General features: G+C 38.8%; 20 protein-coding genes, 8 tRNA genes and 1 rRNA gene. 1 reads left to right on the forward strand and 28 read right to left on the reverse strand.

Annotation, left to right across the window (positions count from 1 at the left end; translation table 11 throughout):
* Positions 1-122: 122 nt before the first annotated feature.
* The 21 genes from L6W14_RS20415 to acpS all read right to left on the reverse strand — a co-directional run bounded on the left by L6W14_RS20415 (position 123) and on the right by acpS (position 12724).
* A 16S ribosomal RNA gene (locus L6W14_RS20415) occupies positions 123-1675 on the reverse strand.
* Between the two features lie 197 nt (positions 1676-1872).
* Positions 1873-1946: transfer RNA gene (locus tag L6W14_RS20420), tRNA-Gly, on the reverse strand.
* An 18-nt stretch (positions 1947-1964) separates the two neighbouring features.
* Positions 1965-2041 (reverse strand) — tRNA-Arg (locus L6W14_RS20425).
* Positions 2042-2063: 22 nt separating this feature from the next.
* Positions 2064-2149 (reverse strand) — tRNA-Leu (locus L6W14_RS20430).
* A 66-nt stretch (positions 2150-2215) separates the two neighbouring features.
* Positions 2216-2288: transfer RNA gene (locus L6W14_RS20435), tRNA-Lys, on the reverse strand.
* A 15-nt stretch (positions 2289-2303) separates the two neighbouring features.
* A tRNA-Gln gene (locus tag L6W14_RS20440) sits at positions 2304-2378 on the reverse strand.
* Between the two features lie 5 nt (positions 2379-2383).
* Positions 2384-2459, reverse strand: a tRNA-Asp gene (locus tag L6W14_RS20445).
* 30 nt (positions 2460-2489) lie between these two features.
* A tRNA-Glu gene (locus tag L6W14_RS20450) sits at positions 2490-2561 on the reverse strand.
* 1 nt (position 2562) lies between these two features.
* Positions 2563-2639 (reverse strand) — tRNA-Asn (locus L6W14_RS20455).
* A 91-nt stretch (positions 2640-2730) separates the two neighbouring features.
* A complete protein-coding gene (locus L6W14_RS20460; protein WP_237898787.1) occupies positions 2731-3192 on the reverse strand; it encodes a SprT family protein in 462 nt (153 codons plus the stop codon).
* A 67-nt stretch (positions 3193-3259) separates the two neighbouring features.
* Complete coding sequence (locus tag L6W14_RS20465; RefSeq protein WP_305799919.1) at positions 3260-5431, reverse strand: Tex family protein; 2172 nt, start codon at positions 5429-5431, stop codon at positions 3260-3262.
* A gap of 135 nt (positions 5432-5566) precedes the next feature.
* Positions 5567-6352 (reverse strand): RNA polymerase sigma factor SigB, encoded by a 786-nt coding sequence (gene sigB / locus L6W14_RS20470; RefSeq protein WP_066038032.1) that lies wholly within the window; start codon positions 6350-6352, stop codon positions 5567-5569.
* Positions 6330-6800 (reverse strand): anti-sigma B factor RsbW, encoded by a 471-nt coding sequence (gene rsbW / locus L6W14_RS20475; RefSeq protein WP_016993413.1) that lies wholly within the window; start codon positions 6798-6800, stop codon positions 6330-6332. The genes sigB and rsbW overlap by 23 nt, the downstream gene beginning before the upstream one ends.
* A complete protein-coding gene (locus tag L6W14_RS20480; RefSeq protein ID WP_016993414.1) occupies positions 6800-7132 on the reverse strand; it encodes an STAS domain-containing protein in 333 nt (110 codons plus the stop codon). The genes rsbW and L6W14_RS20480 overlap by 1 nt, the downstream gene beginning before the upstream one ends.
* Positions 7133-7195: 63 nt before the next feature.
* A complete protein-coding gene (locus L6W14_RS20485) occupies positions 7196-8146 on the reverse strand; it encodes a PP2C family protein-serine/threonine phosphatase (RefSeq protein ID WP_048394289.1) in 951 nt (316 codons plus the stop codon).
* 58 nt (positions 8147-8204) lie between these two features.
* A complete protein-coding gene (locus tag L6W14_RS20490; protein ID WP_048394287.1) occupies positions 8205-8606 on the reverse strand; it encodes an anti-sigma regulatory factor in 402 nt (133 codons plus the stop codon).
* 361 nt (positions 8607-8967) lie between these two features.
* Positions 8968-9318: a type II toxin-antitoxin system PemK/MazF family toxin gene (locus L6W14_RS20495; RefSeq protein WP_004232054.1), complete on the reverse strand. Its 351-nt coding sequence runs from the start codon at positions 9316-9318 to the stop codon at positions 8968-8970.
* 4 nt (positions 9319-9322) lie between these two features.
* On the reverse strand, positions 9323-9586 hold the full coding sequence (locus L6W14_RS20500; protein WP_004232053.1) for a hypothetical protein: 264 nt from the start codon (positions 9584-9586) through the stop codon (positions 9323-9325).
* A 301-nt stretch (positions 9587-9887) separates the two neighbouring features.
* Positions 9888-11009: an alanine racemase gene (alr, locus tag L6W14_RS20505; RefSeq protein WP_131520847.1), complete on the reverse strand. Its 1122-nt coding sequence runs from the start codon at positions 11007-11009 to the stop codon at positions 9888-9890.
* A 178-nt stretch (positions 11010-11187) separates the two neighbouring features.
* Complete coding sequence (locus L6W14_RS20510) at positions 11188-12246, reverse strand: LolA family protein (protein ID WP_048394283.1); 1059 nt, start codon at positions 12244-12246, stop codon at positions 11188-11190.
* Positions 12247-12370: 124 nt separating this feature from the next.
* A complete protein-coding gene (gene acpS, locus L6W14_RS20515; protein WP_004232050.1) occupies positions 12371-12724 on the reverse strand; it encodes a holo-ACP synthase in 354 nt (117 codons plus the stop codon).
* Positions 12725-12789: 65 nt separating this feature from the next.
* On the opposite strand from acpS, the gene L6W14_RS20520 reads away from it, so the two are divergent.
* Complete coding sequence (locus L6W14_RS20520) at positions 12790-13413, forward strand: rhomboid family intramembrane serine protease (RefSeq protein WP_048394279.1); 624 nt, start codon at positions 12790-12792, stop codon at positions 13411-13413.
* Between the two features lie 60 nt (positions 13414-13473).
* Here the strand turns inward: L6W14_RS20520 and L6W14_RS20525 are convergent, their stop codons facing one another.
* The 7 genes from L6W14_RS20525 to L6W14_RS20555 all read right to left on the reverse strand — a co-directional run bounded on the left by L6W14_RS20525 (position 13474) and on the right by L6W14_RS20555 (position 21337).
* The gene (locus tag L6W14_RS20525; RefSeq protein WP_131520848.1) at positions 13474-14049 is read right to left on the reverse strand and encodes a GNAT family N-acetyltransferase; all 576 of its coding nucleotides are present in this window, start codon (positions 14047-14049) and stop codon (positions 13474-13476) included.
* 111 nt (positions 14050-14160) lie between these two features.
* Entirely contained in the window at positions 14161-15627 is a 1467-nt protein-coding gene (locus tag L6W14_RS20530; protein WP_131520849.1) for a PH domain-containing protein, read from the reverse strand.
* The gene (locus tag L6W14_RS20535) at positions 15620-16099 is read right to left on the reverse strand and encodes a PH domain-containing protein (protein ID WP_131520850.1); all 480 of its coding nucleotides are present in this window, start codon (positions 16097-16099) and stop codon (positions 15620-15622) included. Before L6W14_RS20535 ends, L6W14_RS20530 begins: the two co-directional genes overlap by 8 nt.
* 135 nt (positions 16100-16234) lie before the next feature.
* Positions 16235-17758 (reverse strand): degradosome RNA helicase CshA, encoded by a 1524-nt coding sequence (locus tag L6W14_RS20540; RefSeq protein ID WP_054549592.1) that lies wholly within the window; start codon positions 17756-17758, stop codon positions 16235-16237.
* Between the two features lie 352 nt (positions 17759-18110).
* Entirely contained in the window at positions 18111-18803 is a 693-nt protein-coding gene (locus tag L6W14_RS20545) for an alpha/beta hydrolase (protein ID WP_131520851.1), read from the reverse strand.
* A gap of 75 nt (positions 18804-18878) precedes the next feature.
* Positions 18879-20246 carry a UDP-N-acetylmuramoyl-tripeptide--D-alanyl-D-alanine ligase gene (gene murF / locus L6W14_RS20550; protein WP_131520852.1) on the reverse strand — a complete coding sequence of 456 codons (1368 nt, stop codon included), beginning with the start codon at positions 20244-20246 and terminating at the stop codon, positions 18879-18881.
* Positions 20247-20257: 11 nt separating this feature from the next.
* Entirely contained in the window at positions 20258-21337 is a 1080-nt protein-coding gene (locus L6W14_RS20555; protein WP_131520853.1) for a D-alanine--D-alanine ligase, read from the reverse strand.
* Positions 21338-21411 lie beyond the last annotated feature (74 nt).

Below are 21411 nucleotides of genomic sequence, written 5' to 3' on the forward strand. Positions count from 1 at the left end.
CGTTTTATCCAGTTTTCAAAGAACAAGTTTTGAAGTGTTTCATTCAGAAGAATGAACCTTCAAAACTGAACGCAAAACGTAATCTTACAAACCCAAGGTTTGTATTCCGAAATAATCCTTAGAAAGGAGGTGATCCAGCCGCACCTTCCGATACGGCTACCTTGTTACGACTTCACCCCAATCATCTATCCCACCTTCGGCGGCTGGCTCCAAAAGGTTACCTCACCGACTTCGGGTGTTACAAACTCTCGTGGTGTGACGGGCGGTGTGTACAAGGCCCGGGAACGTATTCACCGCGGCATGCTGATCCGCGATTACTAGCGATTCCGGCTTCATGTAGGCGAGTTGCAGCCTACAATCCGAACTGAGAACGACTTTATCGGATTAGCTCCCTCTCGCGAGTTGGCAACCGTTTGTATCGTCCATTGTAGCACGTGTGTAGCCCAGGTCATAAGGGGCATGATGATTTGACGTCATCCCCACCTTCCTCCGGTTTGTCACCGGCAGTCACCTTAGAGTGCCCAACTAAATGATGGCAACTAAGATCAAGGGTTGCGCTCGTTGCGGGACTTAACCCAACATCTCACGACACGAGCTGACGACAACCATGCACCACCTGTCACCGTTGCCCCCGAAGGGGAAACTATATCTCTACAGTGGTCAACGGGATGTCAAGACCTGGTAAGGTTCTTCGCGTTGCTTCGAATTAAACCACATGCTCCACCGCTTGTGCGGGCCCCCGTCAATTCCTTTGAGTTTCAGTCTTGCGACCGTACTCCCCAGGCGGAGTGCTTAATGCGTTAGCTGCAGCACTAAGGGGCGGAAACCCCCTAACACTTAGCACTCATCGTTTACGGCGTGGACTACCAGGGTATCTAATCCTGTTTGCTCCCCACGCTTTCGCGCCTCAGCGTCAGTTACAGACCAGAAAGTCGCCTTCGCCACTGGTGTTCCTCCAAATCTCTACGCATTTCACCGCTACACTTGGAATTCCACTTTCCTCTTCTGCACTCAAGTCCCCCAGTTTCCAATGACCCTCCACGGTTGAGCCGTGGGCTTTCACATCAGACTTAAAGGACCGCCTGCGCGCGCTTTACGCCCAATAATTCCGGACAACGCTTGCCACCTACGTATTACCGCGGCTGCTGGCACGTAGTTAGCCGTGGCTTTCTAATAAGGTACCGTCAAGGTACAGCCAGTTACTACTGTACTTGTTCTTCCCTTACAACAGAGTTTTACGATCCGAAAACCTTCTTCACTCACGCGGCGTTGCTCCATCAGGCTTTCGCCCATTGTGGAAGATTCCCTACTGCTGCCTCCCGTAGGAGTCTGGGCCGTGTCTCAGTCCCAGTGTGGCCGATCACCCTCTCAGGTCGGCTACGCATCGTCGCCTTGGTGAGCCGTTACCTCACCAACTAGCTAATGCGCCGCGGGCCCATCCTATAGCGACAGCGAGATGCCGTCTTTCAGTCTCTTGCCATGAAGCAAAAGAGATTATTCGGTATTAGCCCCGGTTTCCCGGAGTTATCCCAAACTATAGGGTAGGTTGCCCACGTGTTACTCACCCGTCCGCCGCTAACGTCAAAGGAGCAAGCTCCTTTTCTGTTCGCTCGACTTGCATGTATTAGGCACGCCGCCAGCGTTCGTCCTGAGCCAGGATCAAACTCTCCATAAAAGAAATTTGATTAGCTCAAATTGTTTTGCTGGCATCATGTTTGATGTCCAAAATTGTGTTTCGTTCACTAGCAAAACTAGCTACTTAAAACTTTATTGATTACGTTTTGCTTGTTCAGTTTTCAAGGTTCATGTCATCGCCCTTTTGGACAACTATTTAAATTTACCATACAACCAAGAGGTTGTCAACACTTTTTTTGGAGCGGGTGATGAGAATCGAACTCACGACATCAGCTTGGAAGGCTGAGGTTTTACCATTAAACTACACCCGCATATATTTTTTGAAAAAATGGCGCGCCCGGCAGGAGTCGAACCCACAACCTTCTGATCCGTAGTCAGACGCTCTATCCAATTGAGCTACGGGCGCATATGAAATTAATTAATTGACTTGGTGCGGCCGAGAGGACTTGAACCTCCACGGGGTTGCCCCCACTAGGCCCTCAACCTAGCGCGTCTGCCGTTCCGCCACGACCGCATTCAATTAGTAACTTTTTTATTATACTATGATAATTCAAAAAGTCAACTCTTTTTCTTAAAGAGATGAGCCATGAAGGACTCGAACCTTCGACCCTCTGATTAAAAGTCAGATGCTCTACCAACTGAGCTAATGGCTCGAATTAAGAAATGAATGGCTGGGGTACTAGGATTCGAACCTAGGCATGACGGAATCAAAATCCGTTGCCTTACCGCTTGGCTATACCCCAATAAGTGGCGGTCCCGACCGGGATCGAACCGGCGATCTCCTGCGTGACAGGCAGGCATGTTAACCGCTACACCACGGGACCAAAATATTATTTACATTAAATTATGAAAAATGACCCCTACGGGATTCGAACCCGTGTTACCGCCGTGAAAGGGCGGTGTCTTAACCACTTGACCAAGGGGCCATGGCTCCGAAGGCAGGACTCGAACCTGCGACAACCTGATTAACAGTCAGGTGCTACTACCAACTGAGCTACTTCGGAATAATTCATGTTATGTTGTCGTCGTTATCTTGTCGACTTTTACTATTATAGGGACAACTCAACAAAACGTCAACTATTTTTTAAACTTTTTTTACTCTACTAATTTTAATTTCCCCAAACACTTACTGCAACAATACTTTTCAACATTCATTTTTATTTTCCGTATATATAATTGGTGGCAATTGACACAAGTATATGTATAGCGTCGTCGTTGTTTTTTAACTGTAGCTTTCGGGACATGTAAAACTGCGCAAAATCGAGGGGCATCTACTTTCCTTAATAATTCTCTAAAATCTTTATCTCGATGCTGATACCCTTTACCTTCAAGATGTAGGTGATAATGGCATAATTCGTGTAAAACAATACCTTGAATCTCTTTCAAACCGTATAACTCATAGGCTTTAGGATTAATCTCAATATTATGGGATTGTAAAAGATATCGTCCTCCCGTTGACCGTAATCTCGGATTAAAGTAGGCTTGATGCAGAAAAGGCCTCTGAAAGTTTTCTAAAGATAAGCGACGAACAAGCTCTTGTAATTCTTGATTGTCCATAGTAATCACCTCTAACAACAAGAATACCACACTGCGTAGTATAGACAGTGTGGCAAAAATTTAGTACTCAAACTAATGCTTGATTTTTAGGAGGAAGCATCGTTAAAGAGATACGCCCTTTCGTTACATCTATTTGTTCAACCCAGACAGTTACAATATCCCCAAGTGCTACAACTTCTAATGGATGCTTAATACGTTTATTTTGGAGTTTAGAAATATGCACAAGTCCATCTTGCTTCACGCCAATGTCAACAAATGCGCCGAAATCTACTACATTTCTTACCGTCCCCTGCAATTCCATACCTACTTTTAAATCTTCCATTTTTAATACATCAGTCTTAAGCAATGGTTGCGGGAATGCATCACGCGGGTCACGACTAGGTTTCATTAAAGTATCCACGATATCTTGAATTGTCACAACTCCTACTCCAAGCACATCACTTAACTTTTGGATATTTAGTGCTGCAATAGCTTCCTCTGCCTTCTGTGTCCCTAACTCTTTTTTATCTATTTGAGCCTCTACTAATATTTGCTCTGCAAGATCGTAGCTCTCAGGATGAATACCTGTAGCATCAAACGGATTTTTTGCTTCTGGGACACGTAGGAAACCAATAGCTTGTTCATACGTTTTGGCGCCTAACCTTGGAATCTTCTTTAATTGCGCACGTGTAGTAAATTGACCATTTTCCTCTCGCGTCTTTACGATATTCTCTGCAACAGTTTTTGATAGACCAGAAACGTATTGTAAAAGTGATGATGAAGCTGTATTTACATCAACACCAACTTGGTTAACAGCTGTTTCTACTATAAAAGAAAGCGATTCATTTAATTTTTTTTGAGAAACATCATGCTGATATTGACCTACACCCACAGCTTTTGGTTCAATTTTCACTAACTCCGATAAAGGATCCTGTAAGCGACGTGCAATGGAGACAGCACTACGTTGTTCAACCTGTAAATCAGGAAATTCTGTACGTGCAATTTCAGATGCTGAATAAACAGATGCCCCCGCTTCATTGACAATCACATAGGCTATGTCAGTAGTAAGCTCGTTTAATACATCCGCGATAAATTGTTCTGTCTCCCGAGATGCTGTACCATTACCAATGGCAATTATACTTATTGGATACTTTGCCAAAATTCCTTTTACAATAGCTTTGGATTTTGCCACATCTGGTTTCGGTGGATGTGGGTAAATAGCTGTAACCTCAAGCATTTTCCCAGTTTCATCTACAACCGCTAGCTTGCAACCTGTACGGTAAGCTGGATCAACCCCTAAAACATATTTACCTTTCATAGGTGGTTGTAGCAATAGGTTACGTAAATTTTCGGAAAAAATATGAATAGCCTGTGCCTCCGCTTTTTCTGTAAGCTCGTTTCGTAATTCCCTTTCAATTGAAGGCTGAATTAAACGCTTGTACGAATCCTCAATTGCTAGTTTAACTTCTGCAATAGCAGGAGATGAACCAGTTGCAGGTATCCATTCTTTCCACATAATCATTAATACTCGGTCCACCGGCACATGAATAGAAACCTTTAAGATTTCTTCTTTCTCTCCTCGGTTTATCGCTAAAATACGGTGTGGTACAATGCGACTAACAGGCTCTTCATATTCGTAATACATTTCAAACACATTTTTCTCGTCGATTTCTGTATTTTTCACAGACGTCACAAGAATTCCATCTTTCCATGAATAAGCTCGGATTTTTTCACGAATAGAGGCATCGTCCGCAAAACGTTCTGCTAATATATCTCGAGCTCCTATCAGGGCTTCTTCCGTATTAGCAACTTGTTCGTTGTCCACAAAGTCAGTTGCTAATTGCTCTAATGCATCATCACTAAATGCTAACAGGAGATCTGCAAGAGGCTCTAAACCTTTCTCTTTTGCAATCGTCGCCTTTGTACGTCGTTTTTGCTTATATGGTCTATATAAATCCTCAACACGTTGTAAGATTGTTGCAGAAAGAATAGCCTGCTCTAATTCTGGTGTAAGCTTTTCTTGCTCTTGGATTAATCGTATAACTTCTTCTTTTCGTTGTTCAAGTTGCTGTATGTAGTGATAACGATCTTCTACAGCTTTAATTTGCACCTCATCGAGTGATCCTGTAACCTCTTTTCGATAGCGCGCAATAAATGGTACCGTATTTCCCTCTTCTAATAAGTTAATAACAGCTTCTACTTGCCCTGGTTTGACTGCTACATCCTTTGCAATGAGCTGTAACATTTGCTTTTGCTCCACATCATCACTACCTTTTTCTTTTCATTTTACCATTACACTTTACTAAAAATGCAAAAAAATAGTCTACTCAGACGAATATGAGTAGACTATTTCCATTCATTTTAAAGGTATTTTTCATTAAACACCCACGAAAGATTAGAGCGAAACACCGCCACTTGCTAGAATAGCCTCTTGTAATTTCTTTATTGCTTTCCTTTGTATCCTCGATACATGCATTTGAGAAATCCCTAATCGTTCTCCAGCTTCTTTTTGACTAAGTTGCTCTAGATATGTAAGCTGAATAATTTGTTTTTCCCTCTCATTCAACACAACCAGCGCCTCGGAAACAATCATTCGTTTATTGGTCATTTCATAGCCATCGTCTTCCCTGCCCAAAATATCGAATAACGTGACTGTACTACCGTCTGAGTCTGACTCTATCGAATGGTCCATAGAAAGAGCTTGATAACTACGGCTCATTTCCATAGCTTCTAGTACCTCTTCCTCTGCTACTTCTAATCGTTCAGCAATATCTTTAATGGATGGAGAACGCTGTAATTCAATTGTCAGCGCCTCCACCGTTGATTTAATCCTCGGCCCAAGTTCCTTTATACGTCTAGGCACATGCACATCCCATGTTTTATCACGTAAAAAACGTTTGATTTCCCCAACAATTGTTGGCACGGCAAAAGCTTCAAAACTACGACCAACATTCGGATCAAAACGTCTTATTGCACCTAACAATCCCAGCATCCCTACTTGAACAATATCATCATAATAAGATTTACCATTCGAATATTTACGAGCTATAGATTCAACTAGATATCGATAATGAATCACTAAATTGGTTTGTGCTTCATCATCCTCCGTTGACTGGTACAATTCAATCCACTTAAGTACATCTTCTTTAGATGAAGATTTATGTAGTGATTCTTTCGACATTTTTCTCCACCTGCTCCCTAGTGACATACTTTGTCATGAAGACAGTTACGCCACCATCGTTATTGATCATCACCTCATCCATCAAAGTTTCCATTAAATAAAGTCCCAAACCACCTTCTCTTAGCCCTGCAATACTTTCTTCAGGATGATACGGCCCAATCTTAGACTTAATCTCTTCAAAATTAAAACTATTGCCGTAATCCGCAATCATCATTTCCATTTTATTGTCGTACAGCGCACACCCGATGACAATTTCACCCTCTTCTTCGTCTTTATAAGCATGGTGAACAACATTTGTCACAGCCTCACTTGCTGCAATTTTTAAATCTTCAATATCATCATAATTAAAGCCAATCCTACTCGCTAAGCCCGAGACAGTTAATCGAATGACACTGACAAATTGCGGTTTAGCAGGAACTCTAATTTCAATATAGTCAAATTCCTTCATTATCTTAATTCCACCTTTTTATCAGTTTCGATATCCATCAAATCACTAAGACCAGTAATTTCAAATAATCTTTGTAACCTATTCGATAAACCAACGAGCTTTACTTTACCATTTTCACGTAATGCTCTTTTATAAAAGGCAACAAAAATCCCAAGTCCTGTACTATCCATGTAATTTACCTTTGATAGATCAAGCTCAATTTCTAAACCCTCTGTAATCTTTACAGCTTCTAATTCGTCTCGTAATCCTGAAGCAGTAAACGTATCAATCTCACCCTCAACAAAGCCAAATAATTTATGATCAATTTCTTTAAAATGTATCGTTACGTCCATATAGCACACCTCCACCATATTTGTTAGACTATTTTCTCTACCCTGTTCAATTTAAACTTAAACCTATTTTTTTAAAATAACTACAGTAAAATCATCAAATAGTTTAAAATTTTGCACTCTCTCTATTTCCTTATAAAGGAGCTGACACAATTGCTGGGCAGATAAATGTCTATTTTCTTTTATTAAAGTTGTGATTACCTCTCGCGAATTTAATTCTTCTTTCACTCTAAATTCTGTCACACCGTCGGTCATCATAATAATCAAATCATTCTCTTCTAACACAATTTCATGAAACGTATAGTTTGTTTCAGACAATACACCCAATAGTAAACCTTTAGCCTCTAAGGTAAAGAACTGATCGTTCTTTGCACTATAATGTAAAGCTGGTTCATGGCCTGCCGAAGCATAAGAAAAAATGTTTTGCTCTACATCTAAGCAGCCATAAAACATCGAAACAAACATACTGTCATCCACACCTTTTTCTATTACCCTATTAATAACTTCTAAAACATATGAGGGATCTTTATATGCATATACTAATGTTTCAAGTCCATATTTCACCATCGACATACATAAAGCAGCAGGAACTCCTTTACCGACAACATCTGTCACAGCCACACTCAAATATTCTTCTCCATCATGAAAAAAATGTACATAATCGCCGTTCATTTTTCGAATAGGTACTGAAATCATACCTATATCAATATTTTGCATATTCGGCACATAAGTTTTCAACAATGTTTTTTGGATGTTTGTCGCTATTTTCATTTCCATTTCATATTCAGCTTGCTTTTGAAGTAAACTTTGATGCTCTCTATGTGCCATTCCATAATGCACCATTACTTCAATCAAAAAATCATAAGCAGGCTGTGATTCGTTCATTTGATTCGGAAATATTTGTTCTACAGCATTTTTATGAATGCTAATAACATCCTCGGGAGAGATATTTTTTTGAATTAACTGACGTGTGAAGTTCTGAGCGATATATAAATTTCTTTCTGTTTGGTTGACCATATAATCTGCTAATATTTTTTTATACTGAGCTTCTAATTGTTTCAGTTTTCTTCACGTCCTAACGCAACCATTTTTCCGCTCTTATCGTTGTTCCCTCTCCAACGACAGATTGAATATCTAAACTATCCATCAATCGTTTAACACCTGGCAAACCAGCACCTAGCCCCCCCGAGGTGGAATAACCATCCTCCATTACTTTACGAACATCTTTAATACCAGGCCCTTGATCTGTTGCAACAACAACTATTTTCTTTTCAGTATCTGCTTCAACCCTTTCAATTGCTATGATACCTATACTTGCATATAAATAAATATTTCGTGCTAATTCACTAATTGCCGTGGTGATGCGGGCTTGATCAACAGTGCCAAATCCAAGTGCTTTCGCTTCATTGCGCCCCAGTTGTCTAGCTGCAACAATATCCCACTCTGTAATAATTTCAACCGAAGACCTATATGTCACTGCTGTCCCTCCATTTCCTTTGGAGTTATACTCTTACACTTTTATTCAAACTGCTTGCCATCATTTAAAATGAATGAATTGCCTCTATAAATGGAATATTCTATGTAAATTTTCATATACCTTTTAAGAATTTTTTCAAAAATCTATTTTTATTAAAAATCTTGTGTATATCTTAAAGCTTTTTGTAACATTTATCAATTACACCTTGGCTTAATTATTTCAGGTACTTCATCTTTCGTAGCAAAATCGCTTGCTGAGCAAGATCTATCGTAATTCAAATTATGGTAAAGACATTTCAAGGATATAAGACAAAAAAGCATCGAGATATCATAATCTCGATGCTTCTATACACATATGTATATCAAAATTTAACTAGACCTAAACTAATCATCAACGCACCATCAACTTTTTCCATCACAGCATGATCCAGTTGCGTAATACGATCCGTCAATCTTGACTTATCAATTGTCCGCACTTGTTCTAGCAAAATAACCGAATCACGTTCAAAACCATACTTTTCAGCATTGATTTCAACGTGTGTCGGTAACTTTGCCTTTTGAATCTGTGCAGTGATAGCTGCGATGATGACAGTCGGACTAAATCGATTGCCAATATCATTTTGAATAATCAGCACCGGCCTAGTGCCTCCTTGTTCAGAACCTATTACCGGTGATAAGTCTGCAAAAAAAACGTCACCACGTTTTACATTCAAAGTGTCATCCCCCGCTAACGAGACGCTCCACCATATGTTGTGCTTCATACTCTGCATGCAAGCATTCGCTCGCAATCATTAAATTAATATGAGACATTTCAACATATCCTTTAATCATAGCTTCCCGTATTTGATTTGGTTGCTCCTGCATTAAATTTTTGCGCGCCAAAATACGCACAAAAGATTCACCTTCAATTACTTCCTTTGTTTGTAGAAATAGTCTGTCTTGAACAGCAATTGTAGCTTCTCTTAACTTTTTCTCGTACACAGCAAGCACCTCCAACGGAACCATACACTTTTCATTACTTCCCATTCTATCATTGAAAGATATTGTTGAAAAGACATGAAATGACAAAATATCTGACAATTTGAAGTACAAATTGTAAAAATATGTTGGTTGTCGAAGGTATATGCTGAATAATTATTATTGCAATGTGTTTTCAAATATGAGTCATTACTATGTTTTGGAAAAGAAATAAGTTCTCCAGTGCTAATTTATTTACCAAATTCAACTTGGAACATTGCTCATGACATTACATTGAGATTTGACTTATTCTAATGAAAGACAACTAAAGATATATTCTAGGAACTCTTGTTGTTATAATGCATGGTATTTCATAATTAATTGTTTCGAGCTTTGTTGCCCATTCATCGATCGATACTCCAGTATTTCCTTGTCGACCAATGAGTGTTACCTTCTCACCTATATCATATGCTTTTGGTAGGGCAACCATACATTGGTCCATACAAATTCGTCCAACAATCGGCATTCTTTGTCCATCAATTAAAACCTCTTGTCCACCTAACTTGCGAATCACGCCATCTGCATAGCCAATTGGAATTGTTCCTATCCACATATCTGTCGGAGCAACATATGTAGCTCCATAGCCAACTGGATCACCTGATTTTATTTGCTTTACATGAACAAGTTCACTTTCAAGCGAGAACGCTGGTAACAAGGGAAAAGGTAATATACTTTTCACATAGGAAGAAGGTGATAATCCATACATCGAAATACCAAATCTAACAGCATCATATTGTAAATGCGGATCTTTTACTAATGAGGCGGCTGTATTAGATGCATGAACAAGTCGCGGCTTATTAGGTATTACAGCTAAACATTTCTCAAAAAATTGTACCTGTTGATCAAAATGTAGCGTATCCTCTTCATCAGCTGTCGCAAAGTGTGTAAATATTCCATCCAGCTCCATGTTATCTGCAGACTGTATTGTTTGATAGAGCTCTAATAATTCCTGCTCTGAGCGAATACCTATTCTACCCATTCCGCTATCTATTTTTATATGAAGTCGTAAAGGAAGCGCTTCATCCACTAAAAGAGAAGCAGCTTGCTGAATCCAATCATCGGCAAATGCCGTAAGTATAATACGTTGCTGCGCTGCATAAGGAGCAAACGAAACTGGAGATGCACCTAATATTAATATGTCTGGTTCTTCAAAATGTGCTCGAATATGTAATGCCTCATCGGGCGTTGCCACTGCAAGTACTGTGGCACCAGCTTCAAGAGCTGCCCGTGCAACGGCTACATCTCCATGACCATACGCATTTGCTTTTACTACAGCGATAATTTGAACATTAGGTCGTAAAAATTCTTTTAAGTTTTTTACATTTTGTTGAATTGCTTGTAAGTCTATTATTGCTTTTGTTGGACGAAAAAACTGCTGTGTCTTCATAAGAATACCCTCTTTATTTTTAATTAAAACATTATGTAGGACATACATATTGCAAAGTATGTCGATTTAGCTTGTACACACAAAGTTTTAGTTTTCGGATGAGCCTATACTTTATAGGTTCATTTTAATTATCAATAAGCTACAGCCTCCGTATTCCAGAAGGCTGTAGCCAGAAAAGTTACTTCATACTACTTATCGTCATAGATGTAGCAACTTCAATCATTTCTTCTCGCGTTAATTTACTTGATGCTACAAAGAATTCAACGCCATCTTTTTCCCAACTAATTGATGTATCTGTAATAGCACCAATTGTATAGCCTAAATCAACTGGATCACCAGGTGACGATACAGGTAACATTGAATTTTCCTTCATTACTGGTTGCTGCATAACAGTAAATGCCTTCTCACCATCGTATGTTAAGATTACTCGTTCCATTCCACTTTCCTGCACAACTTTTTCATTCGCTAATTGTGCCCAATTTACAACAGGATAATGTGTTTGGAATTCTTGATATTCAACTTCTGCTCCAACAGCTTCCTTATCCTCATTATCTTCTTGCCCTTCTTTTTCGGCAGGTGTAGCTTGTTCACCTTTCGTGTTATCTTTATCAGTGAATTGTTCAACTGCATACTCTTTTGCAGCATGTTGTACACCTAGCTTAATTTTCTTAAATGTGATTTTGATTTGCTCTTCTTTCACATCATTCATAATCACTACTGAGGTTGGCAATAAAGTTTTCTTATCTACTGTTATAACCTGATGTGGCATACTGTTCTTATAGCTATTTCTAGTAGCCGCTTCAAATATATATGCTTTTTCTTCTTCTTTCATGACAAGATTTTTATCTTCTGCTAAATCTTCTGCTAGCGCTCCAATTAGGTATGCCTGACTATTTTTCTTTGGCCAATCACTTTGGAATTTATACATTTTGTTTAATGTTGGTGTTACGACAAAAACACCATCAGCATTACGTACAATCATTTGAGAAACATCTTTCCCACTTTCAACTACTTCTACTCGATAGAAATCAGGTTTTGTGTGCCATACTGTTACATCATAATTTCTAGGTTCCCCACCCGATTTAATTTCCATCGATGCATTTAATTCATAACCATTCGTCTCTGCCCATTTACCATTCACTTTCTTCAACACTTTTTCCTGTGAGGCTGCACCACATGCCGACAGAAGTAATATCGTACAAAGTAAGACGAGCCATTTAACTATACGGTTGCCCACGCTTTCACCCTTTCTTCTTTCAAATCCACTACGACAATATATGAACCGTATTTGTCAGTTATGTCATTTGAAGAAAGGGCAATATATTTAAATTTACATGCAATCCTTTTAGACAAGTTAAGTACTATTCTAATAAGATTACTTGAGCAGCTGCGTATTGCTTAGAATGCGTAATACTAACAAATCCGTTGACAAGTTCATCCTTAAAATATAAAACAGGATTGCCCGCTGCTCCTTTTAACACTTCCATATCATGAAGCTTACATTGTTCCCCAAGCCCTGTTCCCAGAGCCTTCGAAAATGCTTCTTTTGCAGCAAATCGCCCAGCTAAAAATTCTATTTTGCGAGTTTCCGAATAACCATCAAATATTTTTTTTTCATTTATCGTTAAAATGCGGTCTTTAAATTTATCTGTTCGTTTCATAGCCTTTGCAATACGATCAATCTCTACAATATCGAGGCCAATTCCCTTAATCATGTGAACCTTCTCCTTTACCTATTTCCAACAGGGCATGTATAATAATTGTAAATTGAGGTGGAGCCATGTTTAGTAGAACGGAAAATTTTAAGCAATATACAAAGTATTACCCTGTTGTTTCAACTTTAATAGCAATAAATCTTACTCTTTATGTATTGTCTCTCATACCCAGCATAGGAACACTCTTGTGGAATTACGGAATCCAAGCAAATTTCCTGATTCAAAGTGGTGAATGGTGGCGTGTTTTCTCTGCCATGTTTTTACATGCAGGTTTTATGCATGTGTTTTTTAATATGTTTTCCTTATATCTCTTTGGACCAGAGCTAGAAAAAATCGCAGGGAAAGCACGTTTCATTACAATTTATTTAGTATCAGGTATTGTAGGCAACATGGCAACCTATATATTCTATGATAGTAGTTATGCGAGCCTTGGTGCAAGTGGGGCTATTTTTGGAATTTTTGGTGCATTTGGGGCATTAGTTTACTATACGCGACGTACAATGCCCATGCTTCGTAAGCTCATTTTACCAATCATCGTCATCAGTGTCATTATGACCTTTCTCCAACCAAATGTGAATGTCTTTGCTCATTTAGGCGGTTTAGTAACCGGATTTATCCTTGGACTTGTCTATTTACATCCAAAAAGAATTTTAAGTTGGCGCAAACAAAAGATGGCTGGTAGACCATAACATTAAAAAGAGGAGCTGCTCACCTATAGAGCAGCTCCTCTTTCCTTACAAGGACCTCCATTATAAAACCACTGTAGCTTCATTTGACATCTTTATTTTTTTCCATTCAGTTGCTGTTAAACCATAAACAACCTGATCTACGTAGTGATCATATAGCCACTCAGCATCCCTTAAACGCCCTTCTTCATGAAAGCCCAATACCTTTGGGATTGTACGACTACGAATATTTCCAACTGCAACACGCACTTCTATACGATTTAACTTTAAATAATGAAAGGCAAAATCAATCAATGCTTTCATGGAATTCGTAACGAGCCCCTTTCCTACAAATTCATTCCCTAGCCAGTAGCCAATACTTGTCCATTTATGTTGCCAGTTGATTTGGTGATAACCAATAACACCCGCAAGCTTTCCATCATAGTAAATCCCTACTTGTATGCCATTGTGATCAGCATATTGTTGCATAGCATTTTTTACGAATTGCTCAGTATCCTTTACTGTTTTGACATCATCTACAAAGGGCAACCATTCACGTAATGTATCCCTTGAACGGTCAGTTAAAGCGAATAACTCTTCTACATCACTTAAATCCAAAAGCTTTAAATAAGCGCTTTCATGAATGTCATATTTAAACAATGTCTCCACCCCTTTTGTTCTATTTATTTTATTATAAACAGCATCTCATGTTATTTATAGTTAAAAAAGCTAATACTTCCATAAAATTGAAAGGATTAGCTTTTTTGTTCATTAATGTTCATACCATGTTAAGATCGTCTCGGCATCTTGTTGCTCTAAGCTGGAAACACTCCCCGTTGTACCAGTTGCTCCTGACATGACGGTTGCTTTTACAGACATAACATTCTTTCTTTTTTGAAAGTATGATTGTGTACTTTCAATAGATTGAATTCGCTTCTTCTCCATGATTAACGTAATTCGACTAAACACCCGATACTGCATAGCCAGTTGCTTGCCATCTATTTGATAGCCTGCTGTTTTATGCTGCCAAATACCAAGTAAAATTGTTAATGGAATTAACAGCAACGACAATAACCCGTATGGATAAAAGAAATAGATAGATGCACCGATAATCGGAACTAACCAGAAAAAATCAATGCGATAAAAAAATGGTCTTGCCCTTTTCGGTGAGCGAGTAAATGTAGGCTGCCAATTCATATCTGGGAAAAGCTGTTCTAATGTTTGCATACAATCCAGCTTCTTAATAAGTGGAAATAGTGTAATTTTTTTATCATTTCCATTTTCACCATTACCACCAGCACTTTCAACAACCACTGTAGCAAAGCCTGTTAACTGACGTAATGGATTTTCCACAATACGAATTGCCTGAATTCGATTCAACGGCAAAGTAATACGCTTTTTTTCTAACAGTCCTTTTGTAATAATCAACTTTTCTTCCTCAATGCGGACCGTATAATCATAATAATTTATCAGTGTGATGACCACCGATACAATCCAAGCGACAATTAAAACAACCATCACCGTCAAAGCCACTAAAAATGCGCCAATTTTCACAAAATCAGCTAACTCATGAAATACAGTTTCATAAGGAATAATATCGGAAAATTGTGAAGCAACGGCTGCAAGACCTGATAATACAACACCAATTCCACCAGATGTTGTTGCTAATACCAGTAAATCTCGCATGGACATATGGTAAATCATCGGAGTTGGTGTCGCTTCCTCTACTACCTGCACTTGATCCTGTTGTTGAACCGCTTCGTTTTTAGCATGACGCATTTCTAATTCAATAACATCTGCTGCCGCTTTGCGAATGGCTGTCAGCTCAACCTCAGGTTTTCCTCCTTTACTACCAGCAGTCTCCACCTGAACTTTCACTAAACCAAAAATGCGATGAAAAACGCCTTCATTGTAATTTAAACTTTGTATACGTTCAAAAGGGATATAACGTTTCTTTTTAACAAATAATCCATATGTCACACGTAACTCCCCATCTTCAAACCAGTAAACAAATGTCCGCCATTTTATAATTCCTCCCACGAGCGCAAGAAGTGCTGCAACTCCCCATACACCGAAAAGTAAAATGGTTTCAAAAAAATGATCACTACGAAAATTCAAAGAAAAATTAAAGCCGTTACTTATGATAATAATTGCAATTGGTAATATCATACTTTTCAATGCTTTTACACTTGTTATAATTGCAGACACTGGGTGTAAACGATTAATTTCCTTAGACATCATCTTCAGCCACCCTTGCTAAATCAGAAATACGCGCACGCAGTACGTCTGCTTCATCCATAACAAGTGCAGGAATCGTATGTACAGTTGCAGCTGTAGAAATAGAGATATTACCTAAGTCGTATTTTTTTAATATTGGCCCTTGTGTTGTATCAACATGTTGCACACGTACCATTGGAATTAATGTGCGTTTCACAACAAATAAACCATGTTGTACTTCGATTTCATGCTCTCGAACTTCATAGCGCCATCTCTCCCATCTTATTTTCGGGAAAATAAAAATAGATAATATCGTACTTAGTAATACAATTGCACACGCTATGAAGTAAATAAATGAAGGCCATTCAAAATAATAAGTACCATAGCTTACAAGTCCTGCTACGACTAACAGTACCAATGTTTGTATGACTCCATACAAACGCCACACGGTTAGCCCTTTACGAGAAATTTGATGAATTGGTTGTGCTCTCATTGTCGTTCCCCCTCTTTCTTCATTAGGTGTATACGAATTTAATCACCTTTTTGTTTCAACTATAGCCGAAAAAAAACCTTACAGCCATCATGACTGTAAGGTTTACTATAAAAGTTAAGTGTATTTCGTCTAAAATTATCCTTCGTGACGTCTTGGAGAACGAGAACGACCTTGTCCACCTTCACGACGTCCACCTTCACGGCGTCCACCCTCTCGACGGCTACTGCTACTGCGACGTTCTCCACTGCGAGCATTGTCACGACGTCCTCCGCCAAAGCTACGGTTTCCGCGGCCACGATCACCGCCACCACGATTATTGCTAGAACGTTCACGACGCATTGGTAATGGACGTTCTTCTGTAATTGTTACTGGTGTATCGTCTGGCTCTCTTGTTAATGAACGTAGAGCAGCTGCAACAACATCAACAGCATCATGATTGTCTAATAATTCTGCTGCAAGTGTACGGTAATCACCTAAATTGTTATTAGCAATAAGACCTTCCAGTGTTTCAACAGCTAAGCGTTGTTGTCCTTCTAATGCTTCATCTGTTGTTGGTGGGCGAAGAGGTGTCATACGTTTTTTCGTAGTTTCTTCTACAATACGTAAGTAACCCATTTCACGAGGTGTTACAAATGTTACGGCAAGACCTGATTTACCTGCACGACCTGTACGTCCAATACGGTGAACATATGATTCAGGATCTTGAGGAATATCAAAGTTATAAACATGTGTTACACCAGAAATATCAAGTCCACGAGCGGCTACATCAGTCGCAACAAGGATATCGATTTTATTTTCTTTAAACTGACGTAATACGGAGATACGCTTCGCTTGGCTTAAATCACCATGAATACCTTCAGCTAAATAACCACGTATAGATAGTGCCTGTGCAAGCTCATCTACACGACGTTTTGTACGACCAAAAATAATGGCAAGCTCTGGTTGGTGTACATTTAATAAACGAGATAAAATATCGAATTTTTCACGTTCAGCAGACTTAACAAAATATTGATCAATGTTATCAACAGTTAGTTCTTTAGCTTTAATTTTTACAATCTCTGGATCACGCATAAATGTTTCTGCAATTTTACGGATTGCTGGTGGCATTGTTGCTGAGAACAGTAATGTTTGGCGCTCAGAAGGTACGTTTTCTAAGATTGAATTAATATCATCGATAAAGCCCATGTTTAACATTTCATCTGCTTCATCCAATACTAATGTTTGAACATCTTCTAATTTTAACGTACGACGATTAATATGATCAATAATACGGCCTGGCGTACCAACAATGATTTGAGGTCTATTTTTCAGTGCACGAATTTGACGGCCTATTTCTTGACCACCGTATACTGATAATAATTTTACGCGTTTGTCATAGCCAATTTTATAAAGCTCTTCTGAAACTTGAATCGCTAACTCACGAGTTGGAGCAATGACTAATGCTTGAATATTAGGGTTTTTTGGATCGATTTTTTCAATTAGTGGAATCCCGAAAGCGGCAGTTTTACCAGTACCTGTTTGTGCTTGACCTAATACATCACGGCCTTCAATCGCAAAACGAATAGTACCTTCTTGGATTGGTGTTGCTTCTTCAAATCCCATACGCTTTACTGAGCGTAATGTAGATTCGCTAATATTTAATTCTGAAAAATTTGTCAAACTTCTCAATCTCCTTTTTTTCCTTTTAAGTTGACAAATGGTTACATTTTCAGATGAAGTTGTCGGCAAATTCGAGCCTGTGTAGTGGAACGTTTCCGTTACTTAAAAATTTTCTCTACATGATAGTCCATATAGAGCTCTCTTATATGAAAAGGAAAGCCCGGTCTTTACCGAGCGGTTCAATTCTGTCGTAATTTTTCACTTTAGAATAAAACCGTTGTGTTCAAAAAAAAGTACTCTTCAACCAAATATGAAGAGTCTTCGCACAAAATGTATCCATTGCTTACACTAGTCTAACATGGCTTTAATTCCTATGCAACGATAACGCATGAGTCGTAATAATCTGACTACTTTATTTGTCTTTCAAAAACATTAAAACCTGTGGAAACCATTCAGAGCAATCTTCCTCAAAACATATATGGTGCTTGCCATTATCAGAAAAATACAAAACCTTGTCTACAGAGGCTAATTCATCAAAAAGAAATTGAGCCGTATGATAAGGCACTATCCCATCCAACTTTCCCTGCACAATGTATACCGGAATTTGTATATGCTGATAATACGGTTCCACCATTCTTACCAACTTCATAAATTCTACTGTTGAGGCAAGTGGCACATTGCTAAACTTCTGATGGTATCGTAGATAGAGTTCGTTATTAGTCAAATTATGGTGATAGGCTTCAGTAGCTAACATTTTAAAATCTTTGACTAGCTGCTTAGGGCTCACATACTTTGCAGCAGCACTTAGTAATACAAGCTTTTTCACTTTATAGCGTTTAGCTAAATATAGCGCTATAATTCCTCCCATTGAAAAGCCCACAACGATTACCTCGTCTACTTTTTTTGCCAACGATCGGAAAGCTAATTCTGCATCCATCAACCAGTGTTTCGCCTTAAAACCACTCATATGTAATTCTTCACCATGCCCAGACAATGTTGGCTCTTCAATTATCCAATCTGTATGTGAACGTAAATAACTTGTGAATGGCTTCACCTCATATGGTCCACCTGAAAATCCATGAATACATAGTACACCTACTGACAACGTTCTCACCTCATTTAACAATTAATCACTTACACAAATAAATCGGTGAGCGTTTATCTCACCGATTCATTGCTACTATGATGTAAATGCCTTTAAGATTGTCTCTAATTTCATACCACGTGAACCTTTAAGTAAAACAATAGATGATTCATTCGCTTGTTTTAGCTTTTCGATAATAGCCGTATAATCATCTTCTGTATACAATAAACGTTCAGCCTCAAAGCGCTCTTTTAATATTTTGTAAAGATATAGCATACGAGGGCCAAACAAACAGACATTATCAATTTCATCCTCATTAATATGCTCAGCCAGACCCTCATGGAAACGTTGCTCATTTGGTCCAAGCTCTAGCATATCTCCTAACACAAGCCATTTTTCAGGTCGAATAGTTGATGTAGCCATAAATTGAATGGCAGCTTTTACAGAGGTTGGAGCTGCATTATAGGCGTCATTGATAAATAGAGCGCCATTCGTTCCTAGTACCTGTTGCATCCTCATATCAGTTAATACGACATGCTCTAAGGATGTACGTATTTGTTCATTGCTTAAACCTAGCTTATGAGAAATTAACATGGCCACAAGTGTATTTTTTACTTGATGCTTGCCAAGCACTGAAATAAAGAAATCACCCTCGATCATACCGTGTGTAGTGAAGTGGCTGCCATCAGCGTTAGCGTGAATATTGTCAGCGTATAAAAGATTATTGGATTCTAACCCGAACGGTACTGATTGTAAGTGTTGTTCCTTTGCCACTAATTCCTGAAGCAAAGGTTCATCACCATCATAGAATAATAGACCATCTTCTTGCATTCCTTGAATTATTTCAAACTTTGCTTTTGCAATACCTGCACGTGACCCCAAATCCTGCATATGGGCCTCACCAATGTTGGTAATAACCGTCATATGTGGACGAGCAAGCTTCGTTAAAAACTCAATTTCACCAAATCCACTCATACCCATCTCAAGGACAGCCACATCTGTATCTTCATCAAGCTGTAAGATAGTAATAGGCAAGCCCAATTGATTATTAAAGTTCCCAATCGTTTTTTGTACTTTAAAGAATGGACCTAGTGTTCCGGCTAAAATATCCTTTGTTGATGTCTTACCATTTGAACCTGTAATGCCTATAAATTTTGCTTTATGTTCATTACGATATGCTCTAGCCATTTCTTGCAAGGCTAATTCTGGATCATCCACAAACAGCAAGGGGTAATCTTCTGGTGGATTCGGTTCATCCTTTTGCCAAAGAGAAGCTCCAGCACCTTTCTCAAATGCCTGCATTACAAACTTGTGCCCATTTGTATGCTCACCACGAAATGGAACAAATAGGTCTCCTTGTTGAATTGTTCTTGTATCAATAGAAATTCCTGACACAATAGTGTCACCAAAAGAACCCATTTCCTCATTTAACCATGCAGCTAATTGTTTTAAAGTTTTTTTCACGATAATCCCACTCAGTCTTTTTTATAGTGAAGCTGTTGTTTTTCTTCATAGCGTTCAATTGCTAGGGTAATTAAACGGTCGATCAGCTCCGGATAACTCACATCTGTATGCTGCCATAATAATGGATACATACTTACAGGCGTGAAACCTGGCATTGTGTTTACTTCATTAATGTAAACGTTATTTTCAGCTGTTACAAAAAAGTCTGCACGAACTAAGCCGCTACCATCTATAGCCTTAAATGCACGCTTTGCCAGTTCTTTTAAGCTTGCCACAGTTTCTACTGGAAGCTCAGCTGGAATAATAAGTGCTGTAGAACCGTCCTTATATTTAGAATCATAATCATAAAAATCAGTAACAGGTTTAATTTCTCCTGGCACTGATACTTCAGGATCGTCATTTCCTAACACTGCCAGTTCAACTTCACGAGCGACAATTCCCTGTTCAACAACGATTTTACGATCATATTGCAAAGCAACCTCAATTGCTTTCACCAATTGCTCGCGATTTGCTGCCTTGCTAATCCCAACACTTGATCCTAAGTTTGCGGGCTTCACAAACATTGGCCAATTCAAGGTATTTTCACAGTGTTCAATGATTGCCTGTTGCTCACTCTTCCACTCACTACGAATAAAATACGTATAGGGCACTTGAGGTAATCCAGCAATTTCAAATAATTGCTTCATTACCACTTTATCCATTCCAGCAGAGGATGCTAATACACCATTTCCTACATACGGTAAATTTAGAACCTCAAGTAAACCTTGCACTGTTCCATCCTCACCATTCGTACCATGTAACAATGGGAAAATGACATCAAACTTTACCTCATTGCCATTTTTATCAATCAAAAAATCAGTGATATTATTTTCCAAAATTGTTGTATTATCACCAAATTGTAGTTCTTCTATTGCACTTACGGGTTTTTCTAAACGATCTCCACGACGCCATTCCCCGTCAGATGTAATGAAAATCGGATATACTTCATACTCCTCGAAATTCAAAGCTCCAGTGACTGCACGTGCTGTCGATAACGACACTTCGTGCTCCGCTGACTTTCCGCCGTATAATAAACCGATTCTTTTTTTCATTTTTGTGCCCTCCACATACTTCTTGAGTACTATTAGTTTATCATGAAACGTCTTGACAAATGACATAAAAATCT

Origin of the sequence: Lysinibacillus sp. ACHW1.5 (assembly GCF_022014815.1) — a bacterium.
In the GTDB taxonomy this organism is placed as follows: Bacteria; Bacillota; Bacilli; order Bacillales_A; family Planococcaceae; genus Lysinibacillus; species Lysinibacillus capsici.